This window comes from Phytohabitans rumicis, from assembly GCF_011764445.1.
Lineage (GTDB): Bacteria > Actinomycetota > Actinomycetes > Mycobacteriales > Micromonosporaceae > Phytohabitans > Phytohabitans rumicis.
On record NZ_BLPG01000001.1, the window covers coordinates 7,179,039 to 7,195,202 of the forward strand.

The 16,164-nt window shown below is 71.2% G+C and carries 18 protein-coding genes; 6 read left to right on the forward strand and 12 right to left on the reverse strand.

Going from position 1 to position 16,164, the window contains the following annotated elements; all coding sequences use genetic code 11:
- Positions 1 to 32: 32 nt before the first annotated feature.
- The 5 genes from Prum_RS32735 (at position 33) to Prum_RS32755 (ending at position 4,773) form a co-directional block, all read left to right on the forward strand.
- Positions 33 to 239: a hypothetical protein gene (locus Prum_RS32735; RefSeq protein WP_173079958.1), complete on the forward strand. Its 207-nt coding sequence runs from the start codon at positions 33 to 35 to the stop codon at positions 237 to 239.
- Positions 240 to 422: 183 nt separating this feature from the next.
- Positions 423 to 716, forward strand: a complete 294-nt coding sequence (locus Prum_RS32740; protein WP_173079959.1) for a TadE family protein — start codon at positions 423 to 425, stop codon at positions 714 to 716.
- Positions 713 to 1,210: a TadE/TadG family type IV pilus assembly protein gene (locus tag Prum_RS32745; protein ID WP_173079960.1), complete on the forward strand. Its 498-nt coding sequence runs from the start codon at positions 713 to 715 to the stop codon at positions 1,208 to 1,210. Before Prum_RS32740 ends, Prum_RS32745 begins: the two co-directional genes overlap by 4 nt.
- A 34-nt stretch (positions 1,211 to 1,244) precedes the next feature.
- A complete protein-coding gene (locus Prum_RS32750) occupies positions 1,245 to 1,664 on the forward strand; it encodes a hypothetical protein (protein ID WP_173079961.1) in 420 nt (139 codons plus the stop codon).
- 31 nt (positions 1,665 to 1,695) lie between these two features.
- Positions 1,696 to 4,773: an AfsR/SARP family transcriptional regulator gene (locus Prum_RS32755; RefSeq protein WP_173079962.1), complete on the forward strand. Its 3,078-nt coding sequence runs from the start codon at positions 1,696 to 1,698 to the stop codon at positions 4,771 to 4,773.
- A 289-nt stretch (positions 4,774 to 5,062) separates the two neighbouring features.
- Here Prum_RS32755 and Prum_RS32760 read toward each other — a convergent pair whose 3' ends face one another.
- The 5 genes from Prum_RS32760 to Prum_RS32780 form a co-directional block, all read right to left on the reverse strand.
- Positions 5,063 to 7,255, reverse strand: a complete 2,193-nt coding sequence (locus Prum_RS32760) for an ATP-binding protein (protein ID WP_173079963.1) — start codon at positions 7,253 to 7,255, stop codon at positions 5,063 to 5,065.
- Between the two features lie 324 nt (positions 7,256 to 7,579).
- Positions 7,580 to 7,750, reverse strand: a complete 171-nt coding sequence (locus Prum_RS32765; RefSeq protein WP_173079964.1) for a hypothetical protein — start codon at positions 7,748 to 7,750, stop codon at positions 7,580 to 7,582.
- Between the two features lie 88 nt (positions 7,751 to 7,838).
- A complete protein-coding gene (locus Prum_RS32770) occupies positions 7,839 to 8,903 on the reverse strand; it encodes a DUF4192 domain-containing protein (protein WP_173079965.1) in 1,065 nt (354 codons plus the stop codon).
- A gap of 123 nt (positions 8,904 to 9,026) precedes the next feature.
- Positions 9,027 to 9,530 (reverse strand): hypothetical protein, encoded by a 504-nt coding sequence (locus Prum_RS32775; protein ID WP_173079966.1) that lies wholly within the window; start codon positions 9,528 to 9,530, stop codon positions 9,027 to 9,029.
- The gene (locus Prum_RS32780; RefSeq protein WP_173079967.1) at positions 9,527 to 10,159 is read right to left on the reverse strand and encodes a hypothetical protein; all 633 of its coding nucleotides are present in this window, start codon (positions 10,157 to 10,159) and stop codon (positions 9,527 to 9,529) included. The genes Prum_RS32775 and Prum_RS32780 overlap by 4 nt, the downstream gene beginning before the upstream one ends.
- On the opposite strand from Prum_RS32780, the gene Prum_RS32785 reads away from it, so the two are divergent.
- Entirely contained in the window at positions 10,158 to 10,556 is a 399-nt protein-coding gene (locus Prum_RS32785) for a hypothetical protein (protein WP_173079968.1), read from the forward strand. The genes Prum_RS32780 and Prum_RS32785 overlap by 2 nt on opposite strands.
- A gap of 319 nt (positions 10,557 to 10,875) precedes the next feature.
- On the opposite strand, the gene Prum_RS32790 is transcribed toward Prum_RS32785, so the two are convergent.
- The 7 genes from Prum_RS32790 to Prum_RS32820 form a co-directional block, all read right to left on the reverse strand.
- Positions 10,876 to 11,187 carry a hypothetical protein gene (locus Prum_RS32790; protein WP_173079969.1) on the reverse strand — a complete coding sequence of 104 codons (312 nt, stop codon included), beginning with the start codon at positions 11,185 to 11,187 and terminating at the stop codon, positions 10,876 to 10,878.
- Positions 11,187 to 12,326: a Rossmann-fold NAD(P)-binding domain-containing protein gene (locus tag Prum_RS32795; RefSeq protein ID WP_173079970.1), complete on the reverse strand. Its 1,140-nt coding sequence runs from the start codon at positions 12,324 to 12,326 to the stop codon at positions 11,187 to 11,189. The genes Prum_RS32790 and Prum_RS32795 overlap by 1 nt, the downstream gene beginning before the upstream one ends.
- A gap of 108 nt (positions 12,327 to 12,434) precedes the next feature.
- Positions 12,435 to 12,638: a magnesium chelatase subunit ChlI family protein gene (locus tag Prum_RS32800; RefSeq protein ID WP_173079971.1), complete on the reverse strand. Its 204-nt coding sequence runs from the start codon at positions 12,636 to 12,638 to the stop codon at positions 12,435 to 12,437.
- Positions 12,639 to 12,842: 204 nt separating this feature from the next.
- On the reverse strand, positions 12,843 to 13,361 hold the full coding sequence (locus tag Prum_RS32805; RefSeq protein WP_173079972.1) for a hypothetical protein: 519 nt from the start codon (positions 13,359 to 13,361) through the stop codon (positions 12,843 to 12,845).
- Positions 13,345 to 14,298 carry a DNA-processing protein DprA gene (locus Prum_RS32810; protein WP_173079973.1) on the reverse strand — a complete coding sequence of 318 codons (954 nt, stop codon included), beginning with the start codon at positions 14,296 to 14,298 and terminating at the stop codon, positions 13,345 to 13,347. Before Prum_RS32810 ends, Prum_RS32805 begins: the two co-directional genes overlap by 17 nt.
- Complete coding sequence (locus Prum_RS32815) at positions 14,298 to 14,720, reverse strand: hypothetical protein (protein WP_173079974.1); 423 nt, start codon at positions 14,718 to 14,720, stop codon at positions 14,298 to 14,300. Before Prum_RS32815 ends, Prum_RS32810 begins: the two co-directional genes overlap by 1 nt.
- 44 nt (positions 14,721 to 14,764) lie before the next feature.
- On the reverse strand, positions 14,765 to 15,985 hold the full coding sequence (locus Prum_RS32820) for a DUF932 domain-containing protein (RefSeq protein WP_173079975.1): 1,221 nt from the start codon (positions 15,983 to 15,985) through the stop codon (positions 14,765 to 14,767).
- Positions 15,986 to 16,164: the final 179 nt, after the last annotated feature.

Consider the following 16,164-nt stretch of genomic DNA (forward strand, 5'->3'; position numbering starts at 1 on the left):
TGATCATGAAATTCGGCGAGAGGAGATCGACAATGCGCACCGTGATCAGGGCCGTCGTGGCCCGACTGAACACCGCCATCCAGGGACGCATCGCGCAGGCGAGGCGGGAACCAGACCGGGGCAGCCACGCCGTGGAGTACGCGATCGGCATCGCCGCCGGCGCCGGCGTGATCATCGGCCTGTACGCCTCCTACAAGTCAGGCGTCGCCGGTGTCGTCCAGGGCTGGGTGCTCAAGTAACCCCGCACCAGGGACAGCAAAGCGGTCCGCCGGCATTCCAGCAGGACAGGAGGGACAAAATTGCCAGCACGGCATATCGACGGTCGGCGTGCGACGGCACGACCGCGTCGCCGGTCAGGACGGGGCGACCGTGGCTCCACCGCGGTCGAGCTCGCGGTCGGCTTTCCCATCCTGATCGGTCTGGTGCTGCTGTTCGGACAGGCATTCGTCTGGGGCGTGGGCTGGCTGGCCGCGCAGGCGGCGGCCGACCACGCCGCACAAACCGCCCGCGTCGTCGACGGCAGCGAGGCCGCGGGAAACGCTGACGCCCACGACCTGCTGGCCCAACTCGGCGGCCGGTTCCTGGACGACCCAACCGTCCACATCCAGCGGGGGCCGTGGACTACGACGGTCACCATCGCCGGGACCGCCCATGGGCTGCCGCTTCCGATCACCGTGACCGTTCACGCCCCGACCGAAAGCGTCGTGCCGCGATGAGTCGAGGCAGCAACGGCAGCCCGCGCACACCGGGTAGGCCACACCCGGCCGCTCGGACACGCGGCGACCGCGGCGCGGTCGCGGTCGAGTTCGCGATCGGCCTGCCGATGCTGGTGCTGGCCGGGCTTCTGATCGCCGGCTCCATCGTGATGGCCCGCACCAACCTGGACGTCAATACCGCCGCGGCGGCCGCCGCTCGGGCGGCGTCGCAGTCGCGGGACGCCGCCACGGCACGGGCCGCGGCCAACGACGCCGCCCAGAGCAATCTCGCCGGCCGCTGTACGACCCTGTCCGTGCAGGTCGACACGAGCGGGTTCCGCCGCGGTGGACTGGTTACGGTCACCGTGGAGTGCATCGCTGCCGTCCGGCGGCTCACTGGCTTGGGTTTGCCAGGCACGATGGCCTTCACCGCGACGGCCGCCAGTCCGGTAGACGTCTTTCGCGGTGTGCCGATCCACCTGGTGCGACCGCAGCCGGGAGGCCGGAATGTGTGACCGGCGCCGCCGTGCGGTCCCCGACCCCGCCGCGATGCGACTGCGTTGGCGGCCGGACGACCACGGCGCGGCTACCATCCAAATCCTCTACATCGTCCTCATTGGACTGATGTTTGCCGCGGCGATCATCGGAGGCGGGAGCGTGCTGGCCGCCCGGTCCCAGGGCTACAGCCTGGCCCAGTCCGCTGCCCGGGCCGGCGCGCAACAGATCGACCTCGCCGCCTACCGGGCCACCGGGCAATTACGCCTGGACCCGGCTCGGGCGGCGCAAGCCGCCTTGCAGTTCCTTGCCGCGGCCGGTGCGACCGGCAGCGTCGACGGGGTCACCGCCGCCACGATTACCGTGACCGTCACCAGCAGGCAAGCCACGCCCGCCCTGCGCACCTTCGGCCATCCCACGGTGACGGTGACGTCGACCGCGTCAGCCACCGCCACGCCGGTAGAGCCGGCCTGACCAGATGCCACCGAGGCGAGGGGAGGTGTCGATGGTGCTGATGCACTGGATCGGCCGGCTCGTGGTGCGGTCGGCCAGCGCCGTCGCGGTGCTCGTCGTGGTCGCCGGTGTGCCGGCCGGCCTGGCGTACTTCGTCGGCTGGCCCCTGCCCGACCGGCTTCCGGGCAGCGTGGCAGACGTCGCGGCGCTGCTGGCCCGGGACTTCGACGACGCCGCCGTGGTCAAGGTGCTGGCGGTCGCGCTGTGGCTGGTGTGGGCGGCGTTCTGCCGCGCCCTCGCGGTGGAGGTGCAGGCGGCGCGCCGAGGCCGGGCCAGCCGGCGCCTGCGGCTGATCTCCCCGATGCAGGCCCTCGCGGCCATGCTTGTCGCCGGCCTCGCCGCCGGTCCCGGCGCCACCTTCACGGCGGCGGCCGCCACGCCCGGTGCCGTGGTCTCGGCCACGGCCGTGACAACATCCCATGCGTCGTTTGCCGCCCCGCAGCCGATGGCGACCTGGTCTGAAGTACCGACCGGTACGGCGGCTCGCACCAGCCTGCCTGCCGGCCCGGCCGCGCCGAGCAAGGCACGCCCGGCCACAGCCGGCGTGCAGGACTTGCCCCGGTTCGCCGTGGTCGCCGCCGACGGGCCGATCACTGTCGCGACCGCGGGTCGCCAGTACACCGCCACCGTCCAACGTGGAGATACTCTGTGGGAGATCGCGCAGGTGTGGCTGGGAAACCCGCACCGATGGGTGGAGATCTACGACCTCAACAAGGCCCGCTACGACCGGCACGGCCGAATGCGCGGCGGCCACCACATCGAACCAACCTGGATACTGACCCTGCCCGACGACGCCCACCCACCCGCCGGCGCTCAACCGGCCGCGCCCACCCATCCGAAACCACCACCGGCACCGCGCACGACGCCTCCACCGCCGCCCACGTCAGCGGCGCCAAGCCAGCCCGGGGACCGGCAGGAGCCCGACGGCGTCGTCGAACCCCACCAACCGCCGGCCACTTCGCCGCCGTCCGACCAGACCACCGCCAGCCCGGCGGAGCCATCGACAGCGGCCGAACGCCCGCAGCACAGTTCCAGCGACGACACCGGCGTCGCGATCCGGAACGGCTGGGTCACCATCGGGCTCGCTGCCGCGCTTGCCGCCGCCGCGGCCGTGGTGTGGTTACGTCGCCGGCACCGCTACAACCCACGCACCGCGCCGGATCCAGCAACCGATCCCACCCTGCAACCGCTGCCGGCCACGGTCACTCGGCTGCGCCGCGAAGTCCGCCGTCAGGCCCCGCACCTGCTGGAGCCGCCGAACCCTGGCCCCACCGTGCGCGAGTACGCCCAGATGGATCCTAAACCACCGCTGCCCGAGCCCGGCCCGCACGGACCGGAACTGGCTGGCTGGGGGCCGCTTCCCGCGGGCGGATTGGGTCTGACCGGGCCCGGTGCCGCGGGGGCCGCCCGCGCGATGCTCGTGGCGACCCTGTCGGCTGGGCACGCGTTCGACCCGGACGCCGAGGCCACCGTGGTGGTGCCGGCCAGTGTGCTGGCCGACCTGGTCGGCGGGCACGCCGTCGTAGACCTGGTCGGATCGATCCCACGGCTGATCGTCACCCCCGGCCTGAGCGAGGCGGTCACCCATCTGCACCGGGAGAACCTGGACCGCGCCTGGATCCTGGACCAGCACGACGCGCAAGACCTGACCGAACTACACACCCGGTTCCCCGACCACGAACCGTTGCCACCCATGCTGCTGATCGCGGACACACCCGAGCCGGCCAAACGCCACCGCCTGTCGGGCGTTCTGGAACTGTCCCACGGCATGAGCATCGGCGCGGTCCTGCTCGGCGACTGGCCCGCCGGGACCACCGTGCACGTCGAGCCGGACGGCAGCACCACCGGCGGCGACGGACAGCGCCTGTCCACCCTGGACCAGAGAGCCACGATGGACGGCGTCGCCGTGCTGCGCGAGGCACATACCGGCGAGCCACCCGAGCCGGCCGCCGCCGTATACCCACCGACGTCTGCGGCCATCGGCGGCTCTGGAACGCCGGCCCCGCCGGCACCCGCAGCGGCACAAGCGCCGCAGGGCCAGGCCGGTACCACCGACCAGCCGCGCGGCGACCTCGATGACCCCGCCGCTGCCAACGACGCCCCAGACACCGGCGATCAGGACCAAACCACCGATCCGTCGAACGCCGGCTCACCCCCGCCGCCCGACAGTTCCGGCCGCCGCCCCGACGTGCCGGCCGGTGCCGTCGTCCCGGCCCGGGTGCGGGTCCTCGGACGCGTGGCCATCCTCAAACCGGATGGCACCGCTGTCGCCGGGCTGCGCCGCAAAGCGGCCGAACTGCTGCTCTACCTCGCCGCGCACCGCGGCGGGGCGGCCATCGACGACATCAAAGAAGCGTTGTGGCCGGACGCCCCGATGAGCCGGGCCAAGGAACGCCTCGCCACCGACGTGGCCAACCTGCGGGCCAGCCTGCGCTCCGGCGCGCGCATCACCGCGCAGCAGGCTGAGCCAGACGCCGCGGCGGCACGTAGGCCGCGCGGTGGGAAGAAGCCCGTCGGGCCGGAGTTCGTGCTCAACCCGGGCGGCCGGTACATCTTGGCCCCCGACCTGGTCGACGTCGACTGGTGGCGGGTAGGCGACGCGGTCGCCGAGGCGAGCACCGCCGCCGACACCCCGGCTCGACAGGCTGCGCTCGAGCGGGCCGTGGCCGCGTTCGGCGGTCTGCTGTACGACGAGGACGGCACCTACGAGTGGGCCAACGTCGAGGTGGAGGTCAGCCGCCGCCACGGCGTCACCGCACATACCCAACTCGCCGAACTGGTCGGCCCGGACCACCCAGAGCAGGCCGCCGGCTACCTGCAGACCGCGGCAGACCTTGACCCGATCAACGAGGACCTGGCGGTCGCCGCGATGCGCGCGCACGCCGCCGCCGCAGACATCGACGCCATCCGGGCCCGGTTCAGCCGGCTGTCGCGTGCCCTGCTGGACACCGGCCAGGAACCGGCCGAGGAAACAGCCGCGCTGGCCACACAACTATGCCGCGACGTGGCCGCCCGCGGACCACGGTCGCGCCCCGGTGACATGCCACGCTCCGACAAGCCGCATCCCTGAAACCTCCTGCCCGGCCGCGAAACCAACCATGGCCGGCGATCTCTCCCACCAACCTCAGCACTCCAAAAGCACTCATATGGGACGAGGGTAGACAAAAAAGGGGTGGGTGGCCGCTTCAGGGCTGGGCCGCCCTGCCACACCCGGCATCACAGACCCGCGCCCGTCAACGGTGGACCTACGCAGCCTTGCGAGGGCGAACACCGTTGACGGGCGCGGGACCTGGACCCGGCGGGAATGGCCGGAGCATCAAAATACTGACCGCAGCACGAGCATCCGAGGACGCAGATCGTTAGGCCGTGCCGGCGTCGAGGCGCAGTCGCTGGCGTTCCAGAGCGATCAGGACGCGGGCCGGTTCCTGCCAGCTGTCGTCGCCAAGGACAGCGCCGGTCTGCCCGTTGATCAGGGCGTGCAGGGCCGGGATCTGTGCGGCGTAGGCGCCGCCGAGCGTTTGCAGGTCGGCGCAGGCACGCATGGTCGCCTCGCGCATCTTCTTGGTCCAGGGGCCGGGCCGGTTCCAGTGTTGGCGTTGGCGGCCGTAGATGGGTCCTTCGCACAGGTTGTAGCCGAGCCAGACGACCGGTGCGGCGACCCCGGCGGCTTCGGCGAGCAGGGCGACCTTGTCGTAGTCCCAGGCCCGCCCGCCGGCGCCCCACCTGCGTCGGTAGCCGGCCGGCCGTGGTCTGGTCAGGGTGCGCCAGACGTCGGGGTGCACGGCGGTGGCGTCGATGAGATCCTTTTCGCTGGTGAATCCCTTGTCGGATAGGGCGTGCGGGAGCCGGTCGCGCAACAGGTGGGCTAGGTCCCGGCGACTGACCGGGGCGGCGGCGTCTGCGACGGCGCGACGATCCTCGCGGGAGGTCGCGGCTGGTGGCTCGGCCAGGTCTGGGAGTCTGCCGGCGTCGGCGAGGTAGCTGAGCAGGAGCCCGGCGAACTCGCTGAGCAGGTTCTCGAATCCGCGTGAGCGGTCCCCGTAGTCGAGGATGGGTGCCCAGCGGCCGCCGCCGCGGTGCCCGACCCGGTGGGCGGCTTCGTGGATCAGTGTGGTCAGCGTCTGGTGGCGGTCGGCGAGGGCGTCGACGTGGATGGCCACGTCGCCGTTGCGCGGGGAATAGAACCCGTGCGAGCACGGGGATTCCTCGCTGGCCGAGTACACCCGGACCCGGTCCAAAGCGAACGCGCCAATCGCTGCCCGGACCAGCTGCCGCGACTGCTGCAACAGGGTGCGTTGGTCGGGGGTGAGGTCACGGTCGGCGACCCAGGTGGTCTTGCCCCGGGTCTTCTCGTAGTGACGTTGTCGGCTCGTTCGGGCGATTTCGACACCGAGCAGGTCCATGAAGGCCCGCTGCCGGTGGGCGGGCAACCCGCGGGCGGTGACTTCGGTGAAGCCTTTGTCGCGCAGGTCGAGGGCGGCTTCTTCGTGGCCGGCACCGGCGTAGAAGGCCTTGTCCGGCAGGTGGGTGCGGGCCCAGGTCCGCCACGCGGCCCGTACCCGGGGACCGGTGACGTCGGCGAAGAACTCTTCCGGTTCGCGCAGGCCGTGCCCGTCCAGCACATGTCGGGCGAACCGGTCGATCACCGTGGCGTCCTGGCAGGCGGCGAGGATGCCGCGGACCGCGCCGCGTAGGCTGCCCGCGTCGATGACGGTCCGGTCCCGGTTCTGCATGTCCTTGTTCGTCAGTGGCAGGTCGTAGGAGGCGATCAGGCCGGGCACGGTGTTGACGAGCACGCCACCGATCCAGACCCGGCCGGGTTCCCCGGTCAGCACGCAGGCCCCCGGTTCTGCGGGTGGGGTGTAGTCCGGCTCGGTCAAGGCCCGGAACCGGCCGGTGGCCTCGGTAGCGAGGTCGCGTGGGCATTCGATGGTGACCGTGGTGCCCCGGGCGCGGGTGTTGCCGTACACCCGGTAGACGAGCTTTTCCGCGCCCTGCTGCGTGCGGGACGGGAGCCGGCCGTCGAGCAGCCGTCCACGCTGGACAGAGGGGACGAGTTGGTAGCCGACGGTGTCGATCCGTATCGCTCCGATGCCGGGGCTGCGGGCCAGGACCAGGCAGGCGACCTTCTTGCCTTCGCCGAACTGCCCGATCTGCCGCTCGGTCTTGTCCGATTCGCCGAGGATGAGTCCTTCCTCGGGGATTCCGGGACCGTGGTCGGCGATGGTCAGTACCCCATCGGCCCAGGCGACGTGTGGGTGCGGGTCTTCGTCGAGCGCGTTGGCGATGAGCTCCGCGATGGCGCGTACCGCCGTCCACGACTTCACATAGCTGGGCGAGATGAGGTAGGTGAGCTCGCCCAGGGCGGGCGTCGCTGATCCGGGCTCGAGCTCCCTCGTGATCGCGTGCGCGGGTTCCGGGTCGTCGACGATGCGGCTGGCGTGGCACAGTGCCGGGCAGCCGTCCTCGTCGCCAGCGTTGGGTGGCGCCGGCTGCCCGGAGTGGGGACACCAGTCGCCGATGTCGTTGGAGTGTTCGTTGTAGACAAGCATGGTCGGTCCCTTCTGCTGGGGCGCGGTAGAAGCGGGGCGCTGGCGGGATCGCTCCCGGTAAGCGCGCGCAGGACGTCGAATGTGTCCAGACGGTGGTGAGGCAGAGTGGCCCGGGCACGGCCGATTCGGCCGTGCCCGGGCGGCGCCGCAGCGGTGCCGGCGCGGCTGGTGGCCGGGCGACGGCCATCAGGTGGTGAAGTGGAGATAGATCGGGCATCGTCGGGCGTTTCGCCCGGCCGTTGTCTGTCGCGGGTCAGACGGGTGAGCCCGGTGGGCCGTGTAGCCGGCCGATGCTCGGGGCGCGCGGCGTGCCCGTCGGTACGGTTAGTGCAGCAACGTGGTGAGCAGAGGCAGCTTTTCCGCGACTCCGAGGATCCCGAGCGCTACGACGTGCAAGGTGATGAGGGTGATGACGTGGGTTGCTGGGTGCAGCGCGCGCTGTGCCGCGCGCCGGGACAACGACCGCTTGGTCTCGGGTACTTCGTGCTTGCCCATCGGGCTTCCTTTCCTCGTACGTCTGGGCCGCCGGCGTCGCCGACGGCACGCCTTATCGCCTGTCCTTCGTGGACAGTGGTGCCGCGAGCTAGCTGGGCTCGGCCCGGTCGGGAAGGTCGCTGGTGTCCGGCGTGTCGTCGGCCGGTGGCTGGTCCGGCGGCCAGATGAGCGTGGCCGGGGAGAGCCCGGCGGCGAGCACCTGGTCGATGAGCGTGGCCAACCGGTTGCCGGGATCGGCGTCGAGGGCGCGTCGGGCAGCGAGGTTGGCCAGGACGCCGTCGCCGCGCCGCCACGCTGTGAACGCAAGCAGGGCGGCGGCGTGGGCGACCAGGTCCAGCAGGGCGCGACGTGTCGTATCGCGCCACAGCTGCTCGTGCCAGGACCGGTCATCGGTGAGCAGCCAGGCGTGTTCGCGTACCTCGGGGTTGATGAGCTGGACGGTGAGCCAGCCCATCTCGTTGTCGTCGAGCCGGCCACCTGCGGCGTATCGGTCGAACGCCTCGGTGACGGCGTGCTTGCCGGCGCGTATCGCGGCGGCGGTGCCGTCGGTGGCGATCAGCATGTTGAGGCGTTCGGCCGCGGCGATGGTGGCGCGGGTCATCGCCTGCTGTTCCGGTCCATCGACGGCTTCGATGGTGCGGGCCAGGCTGTCGCGGTCGGGGAAGGCGACCTGTCCGGCTGCGATGGCGTAGGCGGCCAGGATGTTGCTGCCGACCTCGAACGGCACGCCTTCGTCCGGGCCGGGTGACCGGAGGGAGAAGTACCGGTCGCTGGTGACCCGCACCAGGTCGATGACCTCCAACCCAGCGTCGGCAAAGCCATCGGCGGCGGCCCGCAGCACCGGCTCGACCAGGTCCGGTGATCCGTAGCCGAACAGGTGCACGGTGGTGCATCTGCTGTTGGTGACCAGCCTGGTCATCTGCCCGATCAGAAGGTCGACCGCGTTGGCCGGGTCGTCTTGTGTGGGCAAGTCCCCGCGGGTGGCGACGACCAGTTCGTCGTCGGTGAAGCCGAGCGCCACCAGGGACTGGTGAGGGTGGAAACCCAGCAGGTAGGGGACGAGGGCGAGCAGGTCGGCTGGTGAGGTAGCTACGACGCGAATGCGACGCGGTGGGGGAGGCTGATGTGTGATGGGGTTTTCGTGGTTGCTCACGGATGAGCTCCTTTCGGACGATGGGGTGGGCATGCCGGTGTCCGGTTCGGGGACCGCCAACAAGGACGCATCGGCTTGCGGCACCGCCCAGCAACGGACGGCGTCGACAGCAGCCGTTCGTGGTCAGCTGGGCTGCTCTGGACCGGATTCGAAGAGGACCTCGATGAGCGGCTCGCCGAACAGCAGCGGGTCATCGAGGGCCCCGGTCGCGACGAACGCGACAGCGGCGGCCGGCATGGCGTAGCAGCCCGGCTCTGGCCGGGTGCGCAGCCAGCCGAAGCGGGCGAGCCGGCGCAGCGAGGCCGCGGCGGCGTCGTGCGGGATGGCGGCTAGTACGGCCACGTCGGCAGCGGTGACCGGTTTCCCGGGTGCGCAGTCGGCGTGGTGGGCGGCGGCGAGAAACACCAGCCGTTGCGTCGCGGTGAACACGGCCGGATCCACCGGGCGGCGGGCCCGGCCGCCGGCCAGGGTCCAGAACGCGAACGCGGTGTAGGTGCGCAGCCGCTGCGTAGGCTCGACCAGCCGCCCCAGCTGCCGGAGTATGGCCCGTCGCGTACGGGTGCTGTCACGGGCGACGCCCGAAGCGACGGGTTCCCGGCCGGATGTGCGGCCGCGGTCGCTGCTCATTGCCGGTCCGGGTTGAGGATGGGGGCGATGCGGGCGGCCAGGTCGGCGTACTGGGCCATGTGCTCCTGGGCTGTCTGCGCAGTCGGGGTGGGCGGCTGCGCGCCGGTGCCGGTGCTGGTGGCTTCCAGGACCAGGGCCCACCAGTCGTGGGCGGTCCGCACGGCGCGCAGGATGGTGGCCATGTCAGTCTCGGAGCAGACCAGCCCGGCCTGCACGGCGGCGGTGGCCGGCGTCGAGGCCAAGGGGTCGGTGCCGGACCGCTGGTCGCGGCGGCGCAGCGGGGGGCGGCTGCCGTCACGGTTCGGGATGCCGTCCCGTTCGGGTGCGTAGACCAGCACCGGGTGACCGGACCGCTTGGCGGTGTGCAGAGCGGCGTCGGCCTGAGCCAGGGTGTAGCGGGCGTCGCCGCTGCCGGCGGCGACACCGACGCTGGCCTGGGGTAGCAGTTCGCCGATCGGTATGCCCGGTTCGGCGAGGGTGGCGGTGATGGCGGCGGCCAGCTCGTTCGGGCCGGTGTCGGGGCGAGGATGACGAACTCGTCGCCGCCGAGCCGGGCGAGCAGGGCAGTCGATGGGGTGGCGGCTGCGAGGCGGGCGGCGATGCCGTGCAGGTAGGCATCCCGGCGGCATGGCCGGCCACCTCGTTGACGACTTTGAGGTCGTCGGCGTCCGCCAACGCGATCGTGACGGCAGCACCGGTGGCGGCGTTGAGGGCCTGTTCGACGACGGCGCGGGTGGGCAGGCCGGTCAACGGGTCGCGGTGCGCGGCAGCCCAGACCGCGCTGGCCCGCCGCCGCTCGCCGTGCTGACACACCAGCAACGTGGCCGTGGCGGCGGCGAACACGCCGAGGAACGTGGCGGCCGCGGTGGTGTGCACGAAATGTTCGAGGGCCATCGTGGTGGTCGCCGCCGCTGCGGCGGATCCGATGACGCTGCCCACGCGGAGCAGGCGGCGTGGCGGATCAGGGGTGAAGCCGGTAGACATGAACGTGCTCCTTCCATACAGGAGCACCGGGGCGGGCCATAGCTGTCAGGCATTGGTGGCCCGTCCCCGGGCTGTGAATGGTTCGGCTCGGCCTCATGGGCCGCCAAAATGCAGGTGCGGGATCGCCGACGTTCAGCGGCAGTCCGCCACGGTCGTTGGCGCCCACAATGCAGGTGTCGTGTCTTGGGGGACGTCGGCGTCGTTCTGCGCTCGGGCGGCCGAGATGACCGCACGCATGACGGCTACGGCCGTCAGCTACCGGCCGCACAGCGACGTCGTCCGGCAGCTATTGTGGACAGAGGAATGTAGATGCGCAGGCGCGACTGGGTGCGCCGTGGTGGTCGTCCTGTGAGCCACCGCTTCAGCGGCGCGGCCGGTTCGGGCAGCCGGCGTGGGCTCGGGTGCACCAGTGCTGGCCGGCGAAGGTGACGCCGCCGGGTAGGTCGGCCATCAGCGCCAGAGCGCGGGCCAGGGCGTTGAACGCGGCGGCGGTATGCCGGCCGCTGAACAGCAGGTCGTCGCCGTGGGCGGCGATCACGCCGACCGCGTGGCGGGCCGCCGCGTTGCGCTGCGTCGGGGTCCACCGGCGGATCCGTGCGATGTGCAGCGGCACCGCCGCGTGCAACGCGACCAGCAGCAACTCGCAACCGGCCCGGTCGCCTTCCGGCGTCATCACGCCACCCCTACGAGGTGGTTCGCCGCTGTGCCCAGACCCAACTTGGCGCCGATCGCCGGGCCGAGCCGGACAGCGGCCTGCGCCGTCGGCAGATGCCGGCGTTGCCACCCGTGCAGAGCGCCGCCGAGGTCCGCGCCGTACTTGCGGTGCTGGTGCAACACCGCACACAAGCCGGCGGCCTGCTCGATACCGTTGTTCGCGCCGCGGGCCGTGTGCGGGCGCACCGGCGCCAGGGCGTCGCCGAGCAGGACCGCGTGGCCGTCACCGACCGGCCACACCATCTGCCCCGGTACGTCGATATCGGCGACCGGCACCGCCATCCGGATCGTGGTGGCCTGCACGATGGCCGCGTACTGCACGGGCAGCAGCGCTTGTGCGTGGGCGTCGATGTCGACGCGGGCCAGATCGCTGACCTGGTCCGGGACAACGAACGGCCGCTGGTCTGGATCGGCGCCGAAGTACTGGGCGTACCGGCTGCTGGTGGCGTTCAGATAGAACGTCCAGTCCAGCCCGCCCGGGACCGGTGCGATGTTGAGCTGCGCGCCCGGGCATGGTTCCAGGCGCAGGAAGTCGTACTGCTGCGGTGCGTGCGGCGGCGCCATGCCGCGGTGGGCGACGTAGCCGGCGTACCGGAGCCGTCGGTCTGGGTCCAGGATGCGCCGGCCGAGGGAGGCACGGCCGTCGGCGAAGACCACCAGATCCGCGCAGGCGTTTTGGCCGGCGGCGAAGTGCAGCAGCGGGAATCCGCAGTCCTCGCTCAACCCGACTACACGATGTCCGGTGTGGACGGTCCCGTCCGGTAGCCGACTGGTCAGGGCGTGGTGCAGCTGGGTCCATGTGGTGTGCCGGCCCGGGTAGACGCGGGTGACGGCCCTATCGGGAACCCGGTTCCGCACGCTCATCTGCACCAGACGTTCGGATGGATACGTGACCAGTTCGCCCTGGTCGACTCCGAGCCGGTCCAGGATGTCCAGCGACGAATGTTCCAGGCTGATCAGGCCACCACCCGACTGTCGGGTTGGTGGCATCTGCTCGTACACGGTGACGTGGTCGAAGCCGCCGCGAAGCAGAAGCAACGCGGTGACCGGTCCGGTGATCGAACCGCCCACCACGGCGATCCGCAGATCAGATTTCATCGGTTCCCTTTCAGCAGACGGGGAACCCGGGCACGGCCGACCGGCCGCGCCCGGGGTGCGCGCGGACAGCGCGCAACTGGCCGGGCAACGGCCAGAAATGAGGTGTGCCTATGAAGGCGGTGTCAGAGGCAGCCCGACCGGTGTGCAGGGCGACCGCTTCACCGAGTCGTCGCGGTTGGGCTGGTCTCGGCCGTCGATGTCCTCGATGGTCCAGACCAGCCGCAGAACGTTCGCGGCCCCGCGCGCAGTCACGACGCCGGCGTCCACCGCGGCGGCCAACGGTGACAGTGCGGTGCGCCGCAGCCGGGTCATGCTGGCCTGCTTCGCAGCCCCGGAAGGGTAAAACGTGTGGGCACCGGGGGCTTGGCGGTCGCCAAGCCCTCCGTGGATTGAGGGACCGTGGCCCGGCCGGACGGACGCTCGCACCTCCGGCGGGCCGGGCATGGGCCGGTTGGAACCGGGTTCAGGTGAAAAGGGAACGCGCCGCAACGAGGTCGACGCGCCCTGACGGTGGCCTTAGGCGGCGATCGGCAGCCGCCGGATGCGCAGCGGCGGGATCCGCCACCATGAGGCGGCGACGGTGTTGGGCTGCGCGGGGTGGGCGATGACCTCGTAGTCCCGGATCCAGACCGCGTACCAGTCCTCGGCCGGTGCTCCCATCCGCAACTGTTGGTCGGCGCTGACCGGGATGCCGGCCAGGGCCGGGTGTTCGCTTGCCCGGTGCCGGTCGCGGCGCCCGGCCAGCATCGGGCAGGCCCGGGCGCTGTAAGCGGCGCAGGGTGGGCATACCGCCGGCTCGGCGGTGCACTGGTAGGCGAAGTCAGAGCTCCGGGCGAACAGCACGGCCCGCGGGCCGAGCGGTTGCCCGCAGACCTGGCAGGTGCGGCTGTGCAGGAAGCGGTACTGCGCCAGCTCGGAGATCTTGCCGAACAGCGGCACGCCGGTGCGCGTGATCGGGGTGATCCGGGGCACCACCAGTCCGCCCGAGCAAGGCAATCCGCCCAGATGGACCGGGATGTCAGGCGTCCGTGTCATCGGAGCCTCCCACCGGCGGGCTGCTGCTTGGCCAGGGGATGCGGCGCAGGTCGGCGACAACGTCGTCGACGCCCGTGACCAGGCGAGTCTGCGGCTGCGTACGTAGCAGTTCGTGGCAGCCGGCAGAAGTCGCCGACGTGATCGGGCCGGGCACGACCATGCCGACCCGGCCCGCCGTGAGGGCATGCCGGGCCACGCCTAACGCGTGGCTGCGCCAGGATGCTTCGACCACGACGGTGCCGGCGGACAGCGCCGCCAGCATGGCCAGGTTGGTTTTGACCCGTTCCCGGGTTGGTTGGGCTCCGGCGGGCCAGGCGCTCAGCAGCAAACCCTGGTCGGCGAGCTGGCTGAGCAGGTTTCGGTGTTGGGGCGGGTGGATCTGGTCCAGGCCGTGCGGCAGGACCGCGACGGCACCGCCATTACCGGTGCTTGTGCCGGCGGCGAGGGCGGCGCGCATTGCAGCGCCGTCGACGCCGAGCGCCGGCGTGGACACCACCGTCCACTGCCGGTCGACGAGTTGGAAGGCGAGATCGGAGGCCACGTTTAGGCCGTAGCTGGTGGCGGCCCGCGACCCGACGATGCTGACTGACGTCGCGGGCTGCGGGATGCGGCCGGGCCCGTGCGCCCACAGGCACACTGGCTGCCAACCGTTCAAGTCGGGGAGGCCGGCCGGCCAGTCCTCGTCCTGTGGGATGAGCACCTTCCAGCCGGCGCGCTGCGCGTCGGCGAGCACGGCCCTTGCGTTGGCCCACAGCCGGGATTGGGTCAGGTTCCGCAGCCCGGCCCGGACCGCGAGCGGCACCTGCCCGGAGGACAGCATGTCTACCGTCTCGGCCGCGCCGTGTGCGGGCAGGAACTGCTGCACGAACGGGTTGCCCGGTTCACATAGCCAGCCGAGCGTGGCCCGCGCGGTCCGTTCGTCGTGGAATTCGTCCATCAGGCCACCTCCGCAGTGAGATCTCCCGGGCTGGCGGTAGCGGCCGCGGTCAGGTCCGGGTCGGCCGGGTCGCCGGCCGTGTGGTCGGCGGTCGGATCCAGTTCGTCGGGTGGGGTCAGGTCGGTCAGGATGTGCCTGGCCACGCGCAGGACCGTTTCGGCGCTTTGCTTGATCAGGTCGAGGTTGCCGTCGGCCCAGCCGAACACGTAGGCGTCGCTGTAGGCCGCGCTGTCCAACCCCACGGCTCGCAGCACGATGTGCGCGACATTTTCCGCCTCGGTCTCGAACCGGCCACGGTGCAGGTCCTGGCCGGAGGCGTCGTCGAGGTGCCCGCAGCGGATGTGCGCAAGTTCTTTTCTGCACCGCGTGGGCGGGTCTGTTGGCCAGGCTGGTGGTCGTCGGGAGATCAAGGGCGGGGGCACGGCCGTATCGCCGTGCCTAATGCAGAGCGTTCGCATGGTTCTCCTTAGCGACGGACCAGGGTGAGCAGTCGCCGGTGGGCGCGGCTCTTGAGGTCGTCGTTGCTGCCTTCCAGTACGGCGGTGGCGCGAGCGGCCAGGTTGTTGCCGCGCAGCGACCCCGTCGGACGGACTACCTGCTTCCAGTCGGCGTACTCGGTGAGCGCGCGTTCGGCGGCGTAGGCCGTGTTCCCCAGCTGTGCGGCGTTGGTGGTGTAGAGGTCGACCAGTTCGTCGGTCCGTCGCCGGTGGCTGTTCTTGGCGCGGGTGGAGGTGTCGTCGGCCGGTGGTTGCCACAGGTCGTCAACGACGCGACGGAATTCAGCCAACGCCAGGTCGGTGCGGGCCAGGGCCTCTTCCTCGGCGGCGAACTGGTCGAAGTATGTGACGGAGAGGCCGAGCGTGCGGCGGGCTTCGTCGATCCGGTCGCGGGCGTTGCGGGTGTGCCGCACGCCCCAGCGGGTGACGGCGTCGCGTAGCGCGAACCGTTCGGTGTTGCGGCATACGGGCCGCCATGGGGTGACGACCACGTGGAACAGGCTGGAGCCGTCGTGGCTGTTGAGTGCCACGATGAACGGGACTATCTGATCGGCCACGCCTGCCGCGTCGATGGTGACGGTGTGGGGCAGGCGCATGCAGATGAACACTCGCCGCCCGTCGCGGACCGCGCCGGCGGACTCCCAGATGACGTCGTGACGGTCGACGAGGTCTTGCAGGAATGCGAATGCGTCGTGGTTTTGCAGCACTTCGTACTTGGTTCCGACGACGCCGAGTCCGGCGCCGGTGTCTTCGCGGACGGTGACGAAGTGCTCCGCCAGTACGCGGTGCGGGCCGTTGAGGCTGTTGCGGAACTCGACTGGTCGGCGGGCCACGTCGAAGTCGATGCCGCCGAGCTTGAGGACGTCCTCGACGTCGGTGGTGCCGCCGGGCACGACGTTGCCTAGCTGGTGCCAGGCGGGCACGCTGCTGTAGAGGGCGACGTGGCCGCGGCTGGTGTCCAGGCCGTGCTGCGGCAGGATCTGTCCATCCTGTTGCTGGATCAGGACTTCGCCGTTGTCCCAGCTGCCGGGGTCGTTGACCCGGAACCGGCCGTTGCCGAGTGGGATGAGCTTGCCGTTGGCGACGCGGGCGTCGAAGTCAGCCTGCCTGGCGGCAGCGGCTTGGATCTGGTCGGCGCGTTCGGCGGCGAACGCCGCGTTGACGTCGCTTGCCTGTGCGGTGCTGGACATGGGGTGGTGCTCCTTCCGGGTATGTGGACCCGGGCGCCTGACGGCGTCCCGGGTGTGGTGCCGAACCGGAACGCCGTCGGGCGTGACGTGCTATGGGCAGACCAGCTGTGGCGGCGCCGGATCAGGGCGACGCCTGTGGAGTTGGCCGGACAGTTGTTGGGGGTCAGGGTCAGCGAGCT

What these genes read in the sequence shown, in the direction of transcription:
- Prum_RS32745 (WP_173079960.1), top strand. Translation starts at nt 713, where the DNA reads ATGAGTCGAGGCAGCAACGGCAGCCCGCGCACACCGGGTAGGCCACAC.
- Prum_RS32820 (WP_173079975.1), bottom strand. Translation starts at nt 15,985, where the DNA reads ATGTCCAGCACCGCACAGGCAAGCGACGTCAACGCGGCGTTCGCCGCC.
- Prum_RS32800 (WP_173079971.1), bottom strand. Translation starts at nt 12,638, where the DNA reads ATGACCCGGCTGCGGCGCACCGCACTGTCACCGTTGGCCGCCGCGGTG.
- Prum_RS32750 (WP_173079961.1), top strand. Translation starts at nt 1,245, where the DNA reads ATGCGACTGCGTTGGCGGCCGGACGACCACGGCGCGGCTACCATCCAA.
- Prum_RS32790 (WP_173079969.1), bottom strand. Translation starts at nt 11,187, where the DNA reads ATGACGCCGGAAGGCGACCGGGCCGGTTGCGAGTTGCTGCTGGTCGCG.
- Prum_RS32785 (WP_173079968.1), top strand. Translation starts at nt 10,158, where the DNA reads ATGGCCGGCCACCTCGTTGACGACTTTGAGGTCGTCGGCGTCCGCCAA.
- Prum_RS32780 (WP_173079967.1), bottom strand. Translation starts at nt 10,159, where the DNA reads ATGCCGCCGGGATGCCTACCTGCACGGCATCGCCGCCCGCCTCGCAGC.
- Prum_RS32735 (WP_173079958.1), top strand. Translation starts at nt 33, where the DNA reads ATGCGCACCGTGATCAGGGCCGTCGTGGCCCGACTGAACACCGCCATC.
- Prum_RS32795 (WP_173079970.1), bottom strand. Translation starts at nt 12,326, where the DNA reads ATGAAATCTGATCTGCGGATCGCCGTGGTGGGCGGTTCGATCACCGGA.
- Prum_RS32810 (WP_173079973.1), bottom strand. Translation starts at nt 14,298, where the DNA reads ATGGACGAATTCCACGACGAACGGACCGCGCGGGCCACGCTCGGCTGG.
- Prum_RS32760 (WP_173079963.1), bottom strand. Translation starts at nt 7,255, where the DNA reads ATGCTTGTCTACAACGAACACTCCAACGACATCGGCGACTGGTGTCCC.
- Prum_RS32805 (WP_173079972.1), bottom strand. Translation starts at nt 13,361, where the DNA reads ATGACACGGACGCCTGACATCCCGGTCCATCTGGGCGGATTGCCTTGC.
- Prum_RS32775 (WP_173079966.1), bottom strand. Translation starts at nt 9,530, where the DNA reads ATGAGCAGCGACCGCGGCCGCACATCCGGCCGGGAACCCGTCGCTTCG.
- Prum_RS32755 (WP_173079962.1), top strand. Translation starts at nt 1,696, where the DNA reads ATGGTGCTGATGCACTGGATCGGCCGGCTCGTGGTGCGGTCGGCCAGC.
- Prum_RS32765 (WP_173079964.1), bottom strand. Translation starts at nt 7,750, where the DNA reads ATGGGCAAGCACGAAGTACCCGAGACCAAGCGGTCGTTGTCCCGGCGC.